The organism is Pantoea sp. USHLN256 (assembly GCF_037149875.1).
Classification (GTDB): domain Bacteria; phylum Pseudomonadota; class Gammaproteobacteria; order Enterobacterales; family Enterobacteriaceae; genus Pantoea; species Pantoea nemavictus.
This window is the reverse complement of record NZ_JBBCQO010000003.1, coordinates 394,388-407,198: the sequence shown is the minus strand read 5'-3', so window position 1 is coordinate 407,198 and position 12,811 is coordinate 394,388. Positions and strand designations below refer to the sequence as shown.

The 12,811-nt window shown below is 56.7% G+C and carries 12 protein-coding genes; 4 read left to right on the top strand and 8 right to left on the bottom strand.

From position 1 onward, the window contains the following. Window positions 1-5: 5 nt before the first annotated feature. Entirely contained in the window at window positions 6-848 is an 843-nt protein-coding gene (gene fghA, locus WFL93_RS11145; RefSeq protein ID WP_007889486.1) for an S-formylglutathione hydrolase, read from the top strand. A 189-nt stretch (window positions 849-1,037) separates the two neighbouring features. Here the strand turns inward: fghA and WFL93_RS11140 are convergent, their stop codons facing one another. The 4 genes from WFL93_RS11140 to yieE all read right to left on the bottom strand — a co-directional run bounded on the left by WFL93_RS11140 (window position 1,038) and on the right by yieE (window position 5,527). Continuing rightward, a complete protein-coding gene (locus WFL93_RS11140; RefSeq protein WP_049852428.1) occupies window positions 1,038-1,823 on the bottom strand; it encodes an ABC transporter ATP-binding protein in 786 nt (261 codons plus the stop codon). After that, the gene (locus tag WFL93_RS11135; protein ID WP_007889479.1) at window positions 1,823-2,902 is read right to left on the bottom strand and encodes a FecCD family ABC transporter permease; all 1,080 of its coding nucleotides are present in this window, start codon (window positions 2,900-2,902) and stop codon (window positions 1,823-1,825) included. Before WFL93_RS11135 ends, WFL93_RS11140 begins: the two co-directional genes overlap by 1 nt. A 155-nt stretch (window positions 2,903-3,057) precedes the next feature. Then, window positions 3,058-4,524, bottom strand: coding sequence for an amino acid permease (locus WFL93_RS11130; protein WP_007889477.1), 1,467 nt, complete (start codon window positions 4,522-4,524; stop codon window positions 3,058-3,060). A 136-nt stretch (window positions 4,525-4,660) separates the two neighbouring features. Further along, entirely contained in the window at window positions 4,661-5,527 is an 867-nt protein-coding gene (gene yieE / locus WFL93_RS11125; protein ID WP_180822173.1) for a DNA-binding transcriptional regulator YeiE, read from the bottom strand. 141 nt (window positions 5,528-5,668) lie between these two features. Here yieE and WFL93_RS11120 point away from each other — a divergent pair, with 141 nt between their 5' ends. Continuing rightward, complete coding sequence (locus tag WFL93_RS11120; RefSeq protein WP_336778116.1) at window positions 5,669-6,715, top strand: YeiH family putative sulfate export transporter; 1,047 nt, start codon at window positions 5,669-5,671, stop codon at window positions 6,713-6,715. Between the two features lie 57 nt (window positions 6,716-6,772). Beyond that, window positions 6,773-7,618 (top strand): deoxyribonuclease IV, encoded by an 846-nt coding sequence (gene nfo, locus WFL93_RS11115; RefSeq protein WP_007889474.1) that lies wholly within the window; start codon window positions 6,773-6,775, stop codon window positions 7,616-7,618. Between the two features lie 118 nt (window positions 7,619-7,736). Here nfo and fruA read toward each other — a convergent pair whose 3' ends face one another. From fruA to WFL93_RS11095, 4 genes are all read right to left on the bottom strand, one after another. After that, on the bottom strand, window positions 7,737-9,434 hold the full coding sequence (fruA, locus tag WFL93_RS11110; protein WP_336778115.1) for a PTS fructose transporter subunit IIBC: 1,698 nt from the start codon (window positions 9,432-9,434) through the stop codon (window positions 7,737-7,739). A gap of 16 nt (window positions 9,435-9,450) precedes the next feature. Beyond that, complete coding sequence (fruK, locus tag WFL93_RS11105) at window positions 9,451-10,389, bottom strand: 1-phosphofructokinase (RefSeq protein WP_049852857.1); 939 nt, start codon at window positions 10,387-10,389, stop codon at window positions 9,451-9,453. After that, on the bottom strand, window positions 10,386-11,516 hold the full coding sequence (fruB, locus tag WFL93_RS11100; protein WP_336778114.1) for a fused PTS fructose transporter subunit IIA/HPr protein: 1,131 nt from the start codon (window positions 11,514-11,516) through the stop codon (window positions 10,386-10,388). The genes fruK and fruB overlap by 4 nt, the downstream gene beginning before the upstream one ends. Window positions 11,517-11,795: 279 nt before the next feature. After that, window positions 11,796-12,050 (bottom strand): YkgJ family cysteine cluster protein, encoded by a 255-nt coding sequence (locus tag WFL93_RS11095; protein WP_336778177.1) that lies wholly within the window; start codon window positions 12,048-12,050, stop codon window positions 11,796-11,798. Window positions 12,051-12,202: 152 nt separating this feature from the next. Here WFL93_RS11095 and yeiP point away from each other — a divergent pair, with 152 nt between their 5' ends. Next, window positions 12,203-12,775, top strand: a complete 573-nt coding sequence (yeiP, locus tag WFL93_RS11090) for an elongation factor P-like protein YeiP (RefSeq protein WP_007889466.1) — start codon at window positions 12,203-12,205, stop codon at window positions 12,773-12,775. The last annotated feature ends 36 nt before the right edge of the window (window positions 12,776-12,811 follow it).

Below are 12,811 nucleotides of genomic sequence, written 5' to 3'. Positions count from 1 at the left end.
ACATTATGGCTTCCACTTTGGAGCTGTTAGAAGAGCATCGCATCTTTGGCGGCTGGCAGCAGCGCTGGCGTCATCAGTCGGATGTGTTGAACTGCCCAATGACTTTCAGCATTTTTCTGCCGCCGCCGCAGAGCGACGCGCCGCCGCCGGTGGTGTGGTTCCTCGCCGGGCTGACCTGCAGTGATGAGAACTTCACTACCAAAGCGGGTGCGCAGCGTGTGGCCGCGGAGTTAGGTTTAGTGCTGATCATGCCCGATACCAGCCCGCGCGGTGACGATGTCGCGAACGACAGCGGCTACGATCTCGGTCAGGGTGCCGGTTTTTACCTCAATGCGACGCAGCAGCCGTGGGCAGCGAACTTCCGCATGTTCGACTACCTCAGCGCGGAGTTGCCGGCGCTGATGGCGGATAACTTTAAGCTGAGCGATCGTCAATCGGTGATGGGACATTCGATGGGCGGACACGGTGCGCTGGTGCTGGCACTGCGTCTCGGCGGACGTTTTGCTTCGGCTTCGGCGTTTGCGCCAATCGTCAATCCCACTGAAGTGCCGTGGGGGCAGAAAGCCTTTAGCGCTTATTTGGGCGAGGACCGTCAGACGTGGCGTGAATGGGATAGCTGCCTGTTGATGCGTGAGGCAGAGCAGCGCTTGCCGATTCTGATTGATCAAGGGGATAGCGATCAGTTCCTCGCCGATCAGCTGCGTCCGGAACGGCTGGAAGCGGTGGCGCATGAGCAAGGCTTCCCGCTGGAGTTACGTATTCAGCCGGGCTATGACCACAGCTACTTCTTTATCGCCAGCTTCGTTGAGGATCATCTGCGTTTTCACGCGAAGCATTTGTTGGTTTGATTGTGCTGGCTGTTTTTAGATTGTGCTGGCTGTCCCCCATCCCGGCCTTCCCCCGCAAGCGGGGGAAGGAGACGCTGCCACATGCAGCTTCACAACTCACATATGGCAGCATCTTCCTTCCCCATTTATGGGGGAGGCCCGAGGAGGGGGACAGCGTGCAGTTTGTGAGGGGGACAGCGTGCACCTTACTTAAATCAGCGTCTCCGCCAGTCCATCAATCATCACCTGCGGCATGCCGCGCGAACAGTGCTCAATACGACCCCGCACGCCATACACCTGCGCCAGCGTCTCCGGCGTAATCACCTGCGACGGTTCGCCGTCAGCCAGCAGATTGCCGTCTTTCAACATCAGCGCATGGTCAGCATGACGCAGTGCGATGTTGATATCATGCACCACCACCACCGTTACAATATTACGTAAGCGGGTTTCGCGGCGCACCAAATCCATCACGTGGAATTGGTAGTTGAGATCGAGCGCACTCAGCGGCTCATCCAACAGCAGCAGCTCCGGACGGCGAATCAACGATTGCGCCAGGCCGACTAACTGCTTCTGTCCGCCCGATAGCTGATCAAGATAGCGCATGGCCAGATGAGCAATGCCGAGCTGCTCCAACAGATGCATAATCTCCGCTTCGCTTGAGGCACTATGCAACCCCCCGGACGCACGCTGCGCCACGATGATTGACTCCAGCACGTGCAGATGCACGCCAGCCGGCAAGCTTTGCGGCAGATACACCACGCGCTGCGCCCGGCGGGCAAACGGCTGGCTCATCAGTTCTTCACCGTTTAGCCACAACTCGCCCTGCCCTTTGCTCAAACCGGCCAGCGCGCGCAGCAACGTTGATTTGCCGCAGCCGTTGGGTCCGAGCAGCACCGTAATTTTACCGCGCGGCAGTTCCGGCACGTTGAGATCTTCAATCACCTTACGCTTCGGGTAACCGGCATAGAAATGGCTAAGACGTAATCCCTGCTCCATTACACCGTCCCCCGATGACGCAGAATAATACTGAGGAAGAACGGCACGCCAACCAGCGATGTGACGATCCCCACCGGAATGATCACGCCTGGAATCAGGTTTTTCGATGCAACGGACGCCAGGGACAGCACCAGCGCGCCGACCAGCGCACTGGCTGGCAGATAATAGCGGTGATCTTCACCAAACATCATGCGCGCAATATGCGGCGCGACCAGACCGATAAAGCCAATCGGCCCAACGAATGCCACCGCCAGCGCGGAGAGAATACTGATACGCAGCAGCGTCGCCAGACGCAGACGTTTCACGTCAATGCCAAAGCTCACCGCGCGATCTTCGCCGAGGCGCAGCGCGGTCAGCTTCCAGCTGCTGAGCATCGAGAACGGAATCAGGATGGCAAAGGCGGCGGTCAATACGCCAAGCTTTTCCCACGAGGCACGCGCCAGGCTGCCCATGGTCCAGAACACTAAGCCTTGCAAGGTGTCTTCACTGGCGATGAACTGCATCATCGATACCAGCGCGTTGAAGGTGAACACCAGCGCAATACCAAACAGCACCACGCCAGAAGTTGAGACTTTGGTCCAGCGCGTCACGCCATCCAGCATCAGCGCGGCAAACAGCGCGAACACAAAGGCGTTAGCTGAGATAAACCACTGATCGGGGACGCCAGGAATACCAATGCCGAGGATGATGGCCAATGCGGCGCCAAAGGCGGCGGCCGACGAGACGCCAAGCGTAAACGGACTGGCGAGCGGGTTATTGAGGATGGTTTGCATCTCAGCACCGGCCAGGCCAAGCGAGAAGCCCACCACTACCGCCATCAACGCATAGGGCAAGCGGATGTCCCAGACAATCACGCGGGTGCCGGCATCAACCGCATCGGGATGTGTCAGCGTTTGCCATAAGGTTTCGAGAGAGAGGCCAGCCGGGCCGAGAGTGAAATCAAGAATGACCGATGCCAGTATCGCCAGCACCAGCACGCCAATCAACAGCAGTCGCTGGCGCAGCACCTGACGATAACGCGTCATGGTATCGGTTTCGAGGCCGTTTTCCGCCACCAGCGTGGCGTCCGTGGTACGCATTGTTCTACCTGTTTCGTGTCGAAATCATAACGGCAGCCACAATAGTGCAGGTGATAATAATTATCAATTATATCCAGGTAACAAATGTTAAAAAAAAGCGCGCATAATGCGCGCCCTGTGTCGTGGGGTCGCCATTCATGGCGACCACGGATGATTCACTCTTTAAACGTTGGGAATTCCATTTCGCTGTACTTCACGAAGCGTGAGCCGCGCGTCAGCTTGTAGCCCAACCAGATAATCAGGAACAGCGGAATACCGATATAGGTGGCGGCGACGCCATACCAGTCAATACGATCGGCGAGGAAGGCCTGATAGTTCTGTCCTAACGTAATGATCAGACACAGAATGAAGGCAAAAATCGGTCCCAGCGGGAAGAAGCCGGAACGGTATGGCAAATCGGCCAGGCTGTGTCCCTGCGCGACATAGCCGCGACGGAAACGATAATGGCTGATGGCAATGCCCAACCAGGCGATAAAGCCGGTCATACCAGACGTGTTCAGCAGCCACAGATAGACTTCCTGGTTACCAAATTTCGAACTCAGGAAGCACAATCCGGCGACCACGGTGGTGGCAATCAGCGCGTTACGCGGCACGCCGCCCTTCGACAGCTTGCCAAAAATGCGCGGCGCTTTGCCTTCACGTGCCAGGTTGAACAGCATACGCGTTGAGGCGTACATACCTGAGTTACCCGCCGACAACACTGCCGTCAGAATCACCGCGTTCATCACCGCCGCCGCAGACAGCAGACCGGCATTCTGGAACACCAGGGTGAACGGGCTCACGGCGATATCCGTCACATCGTTATGCAGCAGCTGCGGATCGGTATACGGCAGAATCAGGCTGATGATCAGAATCGCGAAGATATAGAACAGCAGGATGCGCCAGAACACCTGACGCACCGCGCGCGGGATGTTTTTCGCGGGATCTTGCGATTCTCCCGCCGCGATGCCAATCAGCTCGGTGCCCTGGAAAGAGAAGCCGACGATCATCGCTACGCCAATCATCGCGGCAAAACCACCGGCAAACGGCGCTTCGCCCACGGTCCAGTTGTGCCAGCCGGCGTTTTCAGCACCGCGCATGATGCCGGTGATCATTAATACGCCAACCACGATAAAGATGATGACGGTGGTCACTTTGATCAGCGAGAACCAGTATTCCGCTTCGCCGAAGCCTTTAACCGAAATGTAGTTGAGCAGGAACATCAGGCCGAGGAACAGCGCGCTCCAGATCCAGCCGGGCGTGTCCGGGAACCAGTAGTTCATGACGAGCTGCGAGGCGACGAGGTCAACGGCGATGGTCACCGCCCAGTTGTACCAGTAGTTCCAGCCCAGCGCGAAGCCGAAGCCTTCTTCTACATATTTAGAGCCGTAAGTCGAGAAGGAGCCGGAAACCGGCATAAATGCCGCGAGTTCCCCGAGACTGGTCATCAGGAAGTAAACCATCAGGCCAATCAGCGCATAGGAGAGCAGCGCGCCGCCAGGTCCGGCCTGAGAAATGGTAGCACCCGAGGCGACAAACAGGCCGGTACCGATGGAACCGCCAATGGCGATCATGGTGAGATGACGCGATTTTAATTCACGGCGCAATCCAGGTTGTTGTATTGTTTTTGAGTCATTATGCATGTGTAAACGCTATGCTGGATAAAAATAGGGCGCGATTGTAGCACTCAGACCCAAGCTGTATAGCATTCACGTCGGGTTATTAGTTACCTTCATGATCGGCCAGAAATTATTAGCCGCAGCACAATCAAAGCCGCAACTATTCGCGGCAATACGACAGGAAACGGCTTAACGCTTTCGACACATGTTTCTGGCGATGATGGATGCGATACAGCGTCCGCGTCAGGCGTGGCAGCGGTATCGCCACTTCCACCAGCGTGCCCGCTTCCAGCAAATCTTCAATCACGCGACGCGATAAACAGCTGATGCCCATGCCGTGGCGCACCGCGTGTTTAATCGCCTCTGAATTACCCAATTCCATACCGAGCTGAAACTGCGGCAAATGCGACAGCAGCAGATAATCGACAATTTCACGCGTACCTGAACCACGCTCACGCAGAATCCAGGGTGCGGCAGCGAGGGTTGCCAGAGTAATCGGCTGCTGCAGAATCGCGGCATCCGGCGCGGCAAATACCACCAGCTCATCTTCCAGCCACGGCTCGCTAATAATATCCAGCTCGTGACACGGACCTTCAATCAGGCCGATATCGACACGAAAATCGGCTACCGCAGTGATGGCATCCTGACTGTTACCCACGCTCAACTCCAGCGGCAACGCTGGAAAATCACGGCGATAGGCGGCGATCATGCCTGGCAGCATGTAATTGCCGATGGTGCTGCTGGCAAACAGGCGGATCGCCCCGTTATCCTCTTTAAACAGCTGTTCGATCTCACCCGCCTGCTCCATCAGGCCTACCGCGCGTGGATAGAGTAAACGTCCATGCTCGTTCACCACCAAACGCTTGCCGACGCGATCAAACAGCTGTACGCCAAGTTGGTTTTCCAGGTCGGCGAGCGCCGCGCTCACCGCCGACTGCGACAGCGCCAGCACCTGCGAGGCTTGGGTGGTTGAACCACTCTTCAGTACTTCGGTAAACACCTCAATCTGACGCAGCGTGATGTGCATGCGCACCTCTCATCTATCACTTATTCTGGTTAATTATAAATATATTATCAATTTTACTTTTAAACCAGCGCAGCGCACCCTTTAGCCAGAGATAGAACGTTAGAAGGTCGGCATGAATGCCGCCCCTACGAGGAGAAAAGTATGGCTGAGCTAAGCGTTAATAAAACCCCGTTTCATCTGCATCACTGGCTGCCGGGCCTGCTACTCACCGCGGCCATTGCCGGCGGTGCGGCGTGGTTAGCCCATCAGCCGTGGCTGGCGAGTGCCGGATTGGGTGCCCTGACCTTAGCAATCATATTAGGGATTTTGCTGGGTAACACGCTGTATCCGCAGCTGGCGGGCGCATGCGACAGCGGCGTGCTGCTGGCGAAACAGCGTTTGCTGCGTCTCGGCATCATCCTTTACGGTTTTCGCATCACCGTGCAGCAAATCGCCGATGTTGGCATCAGCGGCGTGCTGATTGATGCGCTGGTTCTGAGCTCAACGTTCCTGCTGACCTGTTTTATCGGCATTCGTCTGCTGAAGATGGATCGCGAAACCGTATGGCTGATTGGCGCGGGCAGCAGCATTTGCGGCGCCGCGGCGGTGCTGGCGAGCGAGCCTATCGTTAAAGCGGCGCCGTCAAAAGTGGCGGTGGCCGTGGCGACGGTGGTGCTGTTTGGCACGGTAGGCATCGTGATTTATCCGCTGCTGTGGACGCTGCTGCCCAGCGTCAGTGCGGAGCACTTCGGCATCTTCACCGGTTCTACGCTGCATGAAGTGGCGCAGGTGGTCGCAGCCGGACACGCGATGGGCGCCGAGGCGGAAAACACTGCGGTGATCGCTAAAATGCTGCGCGTGATGATGCTGGCGCCGTTTTTACTGCTTCTCGGCAGCTGGCTAAAACGTCAGCGTAGTCAGCGCGCGGCATCACAACAATCCGTCAGCTTCCCGTGGTTCGCGCTACTGTTTATTGTCGTTGCGCTGTTTAACTCGCTGCATCTGCTGCCGGGAAATGTGGTCAGCACGCTGAATCAGCTGGCGAATCTGCTGCTGGCGATGGCGATGGCCGCATTGGGTTTAACCACCCGCTTTAGCGCCTTAAAGCAGGCTGGCTTTAAACCATTGCTGCTGGGATTGGTGATGTTTGGCTGGTTGATTCTGGGCGGCGGAGCACTCAATGTGCTGGTGCAACATTTCATGGCGTAACCGCATCCGCTATGATGGACAGCTTTGCAGCAGCAATCGCCCAATCAGGAGAGCGGCATGAAATATATCGGCGCACACGTCAGTGCATCAGGCGGCGTGGACCAGGCAGTGATCCGTGCCCACGAACTCGAAGCCACAGCCTTTGCGCTGTTCACCAAAAACCAGCGCCAATGGCGCGCGGCGCCGCTCTCAGGTGAAGTCATTGATGCCTTCAAGACCGCCTGCGACCAGTACAACTTCACCTCCGCGCAGATTCTGCCACACGATAGCTATCTGATTAACCTCGGCCATCCGGTGATGGAAGCGCTGGAAAAATCGCGTGATGCTTTTCTCGATGAAATGCAGCGTGCCGAACAGTTGGGTTTAACGCTGCTGAATTTCCATCCGGGCAGCCATCTCAAGCAGATTGAAGAAGAGGCCTGCCTGAAGCGCATCGCCGAATCGATTAACATGGCGCTGGATAAAACCAGCAGCGTGGTGGCGGTGATTGAAAACACTGCGGGCCAGGGCAGCAACCTCGGTTTCCGCTTTGAGCATCTCGCCACCATTATTGAGCATGTGGAAGATAAATCGCGCGTTGGCGTGTGCATCGATACCTGCCATGCATTTGCCGGTGGTTACGATCTGCGCACCGAAGAAGCCTGCGCGGAGACCTTTAGCGAATTTGAGCGCATTGTCGGCTTCCAGTATCTGCGCGGCATGCACCTGAATGATGCCAAAAGCACGCTGGGCAGCCGCGTTGACCGCCATCACAGCCTGGGTGAAGGCAACATCGGTAAAACGGCGTTTAGCTGGCTGATGAAGGATAAACGTTTTGACGGCATTCCGATGATTCTGGAAACCATCAATCCGGATATCTGGAAGGATGAGATTGCGTGGCTGAAGTCGGAGCAGCAGGGTTAATGCGATAACCAGGTCGCCATGAATGGCGACCCTTCGGGTTGATGTTTTTGGTTGGCATGAATGCCAACCATTAAACAAAAAAGGGAGCCGAGGCTCCCTTTTTCACGTCTGCAGATGATTACGCTGCTTTTACCAGCTCTTCTTCCGGACGTTTCAGAATCGCGTAGCCAAGACCCGCCACCGCAGTACCAATCACAATCGCCAGCAGGTAACCCAGCACTGGGGTAATCGCGCCTGGAATCAGCAGTACGAACAGACCACCGTGTGGTGCCATCAGTTTGGCACCAATCGCCATCGAAATCGCACCGGTCACCGCACCGCCAATGATGCAGCATGGCAGCACACGCATGGGATCACGCGCGGCAAACGGAATCGCCCCTTCTGAGATGAAGCACAGACCCAATACCAGCGCCGCTTTGCCGCCCTCTTGCTGACCTTTGTTGAACTTACGACGCGCAACCAGCGTCGCCAGGCCCATCGCCAGCGGTGGCACCATGCCGGCGGCCATAATCGCTGCCATCGGCGCGTAGGTTTGCGAACTCAGCAGACCCACACCAAAGGCATAGGCTACTTTGTTCACCGGGCCACCCATATCGGTACACATCATGCCACCGAGGATTGCGCCCAGCAGAACCGCGTTCGCCGTGCCCATGTTGGCCAGCCAGGTTGTCAGGCCCGTCATGATGCCCGCCACCGGCTTACCGACCACGTAAATCATCAGCAGACCGGTAATTAAGCTCGCCACCAGCGGGATGATCAGAATCGGCTTTAGCGCTTCCATACTTTGCGGCAGTTTGACTTTACTGCTGAGCATCTTCGCGGCGTAACCGGCAATGAAACCGGCGATGATGCCACCGAGGAAACCGGCGTTAATGCTGGTGGCGATCATGCCGCCAATCAGACCTGGCGTCAGGCCCGGACGGTCCGCAATTGAGAAGGCAATGAAGCCCGCCAGTACCGGAACCATCAGAGCGAAGGCGCTACCGCCGCCAATCTGCATCAATGCAGCGGCCAATGTACCCGGCTCTTTAAATGCGGTAATACCGAAAGCAAACGAGAGCGCGATGCTCAAACCACCAGCAACGACCATCGGCAGCATGTACGACACGCCGGTCAGCAGGTGACGATAGGCACCGGCTTTCTCTTTGCTGTCGCCCTGGGCGCTGGCGGCCTGATTGCCGCTCGGCTGATAGGTTTTCGCTTCTGCCTGGGCTTTGTCCAACTCCTGCGCGGTTTTCTTCAGCGCCAGACTGGTTGAGGTGCGATACATCGGCTTACCGGCAAACTTCGCCAGATCCACATCAATATCCGCCGCGACGATCACCAGATCGGCCGCCGCCACCTCTTCCGGTGTGATGGCGTTGCCCGCACCGACTGAACCGCGGGTTTCCACTTTCACCCACCAGCCACGCTTAGTAGCTTCGGCCTGAATAGCTTCTGCCGCCATAAAGGTGTGGGCAACGCCGGTTGGGCAGGCGGTGACTGCCACAATACGTTTCTGGCCACCGCTCTGCGCGGTAACCGGTACGGCGCCCGTTGTCGCCGCAGGTTGCCAGGTTTTGGCACTTGCTTTGGCCTGGTTGATCGCCGCCAGCGGATCGCGCAGCGCTTGCTGCACATCCACCAGCGCCACAGACTTACCGGCCAACTGCGCATCAGTCGGCGCGTTATGACCAGCAACCAGCACCAGCTCAGCGTCGGCGGCATTGTCGGTCAGCGTCAGTCCGGCCTGTGCCGCCGTGGCGCGTAAACGTTCCAGCGCCAGATGTCCTGATGCCAGCCCCAGTGAAGAATCTTTTATCAGCAGCGTTTTCATTATCGCTCTCCTGCTGTTAGTTAACGGGTTGTAAGTCGACGCGCGCCATCATCGCGGCCAACTGAGTACGATCTTTAACGCCAACGTTGCTTTGACTGACGGCCATCGCCGCCACAGCCGTTGCCAGACGCAGCGTATGCTCGCTGGATTCACGCATCAGCAAACCGTAAATCAGGCCGCCGACCATGGAATCTCCGGCACCCACGGTGCTGACCACTTCGCAGGCAGGTGGTTTGGCGAGCCATTCACCGGAAGCATTCACCCACAGCGCACCTTCCGCACCGAGAGAAATCACCACGTGCGCAATGCCCTGCTCGCGCAGTTCATGGGCGGCACCAATGACGTCCTGCAACTCAGGCAGTTTGCGACCGGCCCAAATTTCCAGCTCGCGGCGATTCGGTTTTACCAACCACGGCGCGGCTTTCAGACCGGCGACCAGCGCTTCGCGGCTGCTGTCGAAGATGATGCAAGGGCACAGCGTACGCAGATCGCTCATCCACTTGGTGAACGCTTCAGGCGCCACGCCGGCAGGCAAGCTGCCGCTGACGCACACCATGTCGAACTGGCCGAGCCAGGTGAGAGAATCCGCCGTGAAGCGATCCCAATCCTGGGCTGTCACTTCAAAGCCGGAGAAGTTCAGATCGGTCACATCGCCGTCTTTTTCTGTCAGCTTAACGTTGATACGTGTGCGGCCCTGCACCACCTGGAAACGGTTGGCAATGCCAAGCTCGCTGAACAGCTGCTGGAAGCCATCCTGGTTTTCTTTACCGAGGAAACCGCCGACTGTGACATCGATCCCTAAGTCTTTCAGCACTTTAGCAACGTTGATGCCTTTGCCAGCGGCGTGCAGACCGGTGGTTTTCACCAGATTAACTTCACCATGCTCAATCTCTGGCGTGTAACCCACCAGATCGTAAGCCGGATTTAACGTAATAGTGGCGACACGACGGCTCATGCTACCCCCTCGCCGAGACCGGCATTGATCGCTTCTTCAATAGCGGTAAGCGCTTGCTGGGCATCTTCACCACTGGCAGTAAAGCGCAGGCGATGGCCTTTCTTCACGCCGAGCGCGACCACTTTCATCAGGCTACGGCCGTTGGCGGGCTTGCCGCTGCCGTCGAGGTTGGTCACGGTGATGTCACTGTTGAACTGTTTGATCACGGTAACCAGTGCGGTACCTGGACGCGCATGCAGACCATGCTCATTGCGGATGGTGAATTCAGCGGTCAGCTGTTCGGCAGCTTCATCCACTTCACTGGTCAGCAGCGCCAGAATCCCGGCAGCATCGGTCTTCAGCAGACGTTCAGCTTTGTTGGTCAGCAGCAGATTGCTTAAGTAGCCCAGCACTTCCAACGGACGCTGATCGTTCGCCGCAACGGTCAGTAGCAGCGCGACGCTTTCGCCCTGATGCTGGAATGGCGCAGCGGCACGGCTTACCGCCACTGCGCTACCGAGGTTGCCGTTAGCGCTGTCGCTCAGCCAGATGCCTTGCCCGAGGCTTAACGGTGCATGGGAAACCACATCAGCAATAAATGCCGCATCGACCGCGCCTGCGGCTTGCAGGCGACCGGCGTTGAGCGCTTGTAAGGTGATTAAGTCGCTGGCTGCCACATCCACGGCAATCAGCGAGGTATCGAATTTGAATTCAGCAGCCTGATTCTCACCCATCAGCAGCGCACGCAGTTCTTCAGCCGATGCGGTTTTCAGCTGTTCAGCAATGCTGTCATCACTTAATACATGAGTGAGCTGACGCAGCAACGCGAGGTGTTCATCCGATTTGGCAGCAATACCGATAGCCACATACGCCGTTTGACCATCGCCCCACTCCACGCCCTGAGGGAATTGATAGACCTGCACGCCGGTTTTCAGTACCAGGTCGCGCGTCTCGGTGGTGCCGTGTGGAATGGCAATGCCGTTACCCAGAAAGGTGGTGGTTTGCTGTTCGCGCGCCAGCATGCCGTTAACGTAGCCTTCGCCGACATTACCCGCAGCGGTTAACGCAGCAGCAACCTGACGAATGGCCTCTTCTTTATTCTGTGCCTGAGCACCAATATGAATGGCCTGAACTTCGAGCTGGAACATATCTCTCCTCGCTTGCTGTATTGAATCGTTTCAGCTATATGACAAAAAATTACGCTATGCAGCGCGGACTTAGCCGGAAGCACAACGCTGAAACGTTTCAGGGAATATGGTACAGCCGCGTACAGCAGGCAAGAAAATGCGCGATCTGAGTAGCAGATTTTTGATGTTCCGCACACTTCAAGTGGGATTTAGGATTTTTTCCGCCAGGCAGGCTGATGCTTTTGCTGTAACCCATTACCGCGTTAAGCCAAATTCTTCAGCATGGCGTCAGCTAACCGCTTAAGGCGCAGTCTCTGCTTCCAGTTTTAACAGAAAGGTCATGGCGTTTTCACGGCTGTTGCCGCACATTTCCGCGCTGGGCTGTAACCCCACGCAGACTGCTGGACGCAGCGGAGAACCGAAGATTTTACAGCGCTGCTGCTCATCAAGCTGAACGCAACGCGTATTGGCCGGTTTGCCGTGCGGCATACCAGGAATGGGGGAAGAGATTGAGGGGGCTGTGCAACAGGCACCGCACTGGTCACGACAAAACATCATGCGCTCCTGGAGAGAATTCGCGGCGACAATAACAGTCTGACGCCGCGAATGCCATGCATCGGCAACAATTTTACACCGCCTCACTTGCCAGTTTTTCACCGCGCGAGTAACGTGACGCGCATTAACCTTCCGTGAGCGAGAAAACCACTATGCCAAAGGCAAATGAGATAAAAAAAGGGATGGCTGTCACCTGGAACGGCAAACTGTTGCTGGTGAAAGACATTGATGTGCAAAGTCCAAGCGCACGCGGTGCCGCTACGCTCTACAAGATGCGTTTTACCGATGTCCGCACCGGCCTGAAAGTAGAAGAACGCTTCAAGGGCGACGACATTATTGACGCCATTTCGCTCAGCCGTCGTGCCGTTACCTTCTCTTATATAGATGGTGATGAGTATGTGTTTATGGATGACGAAGATTACACGCCGTATAACTTCAAAAAAGATCAAATTGAAGAAGAGCTGCTGTTTATTCCTGAAGGCGGCATTCCCGGTATTCAGGTGCTGACCATGGACGGCCAGGTGCTGGCACTGGAGCTGCCACAAACCGTCGACATGGAGATTGTTGATACTTCACCCGGCATCAAAGGCGCATCCGCCAGCGCACGTTCTAAACCTGCCGGCATGAGCACCGGTTTGTCGATTCAGGTGCCTGAGTATCTCAGCAATGGCGATCGCATCCGCATTCATATTGCTGAACGTCGCTATATGGGCCGCGCTGACTAAGAAGAGTCTTCCGTCCGGCCGCTGGGGGTTGTTATA

Bases quoted from the DNA above. Each gene is read 5' to 3' on its own strand.
- nfo (WP_007889474.1), top strand. From the start codon at position 6,773: ATGAAATATATCGGCGCACACGTCAGTGCATCAGGCGGCGTGGACCAG.
- WFL93_RS11120 (WP_336778116.1), top strand. From the start codon at position 5,669: ATGGCTGAGCTAAGCGTTAATAAAACCCCGTTTCATCTGCATCACTGG.
- fruA (WP_336778115.1), bottom strand. From the start codon at position 9,434: ATGAAAACGCTGCTGATAAAAGATTCTTCACTGGGGCTGGCATCAGGA.
- WFL93_RS11095 (WP_336778177.1), bottom strand. From the start codon at position 12,050: ATGTTTTGTCGTGACCAGTGCGGTGCCTGTTGCACAGCCCCCTCAATC.
- WFL93_RS11130 (WP_007889477.1), bottom strand. From the start codon at position 4,524: ATGCATAATGACTCAAAAACAATACAACAACCTGGATTGCGCCGTGAA.
- yeiP (WP_007889466.1), top strand. From the start codon at position 12,203: ATGCCAAAGGCAAATGAGATAAAAAAAGGGATGGCTGTCACCTGGAAC.
- fghA (WP_007889486.1), top strand. From the start codon at position 6: ATGGCTTCCACTTTGGAGCTGTTAGAAGAGCATCGCATCTTTGGCGGC.
- yieE (WP_180822173.1), bottom strand. From the start codon at position 5,527: ATGCACATCACGCTGCGTCAGATTGAGGTGTTTACCGAAGTACTGAAG.
- WFL93_RS11135 (WP_007889479.1), bottom strand. From the start codon at position 2,902: ATGCGTACCACGGACGCCACGCTGGTGGCGGAAAACGGCCTCGAAACC.
- fruB (WP_336778114.1), bottom strand. From the start codon at position 11,516: ATGTTCCAGCTCGAAGTTCAGGCCATTCATATTGGTGCTCAGGCACAG.
- fruK (WP_049852857.1), bottom strand. From the start codon at position 10,389: ATGAGCCGTCGTGTCGCCACTATTACGTTAAATCCGGCTTACGATCTG.
- WFL93_RS11140 (WP_049852428.1), bottom strand. From the start codon at position 1,823: ATGGAGCAGGGATTACGTCTTAGCCATTTCTATGCCGGTTACCCGAAG.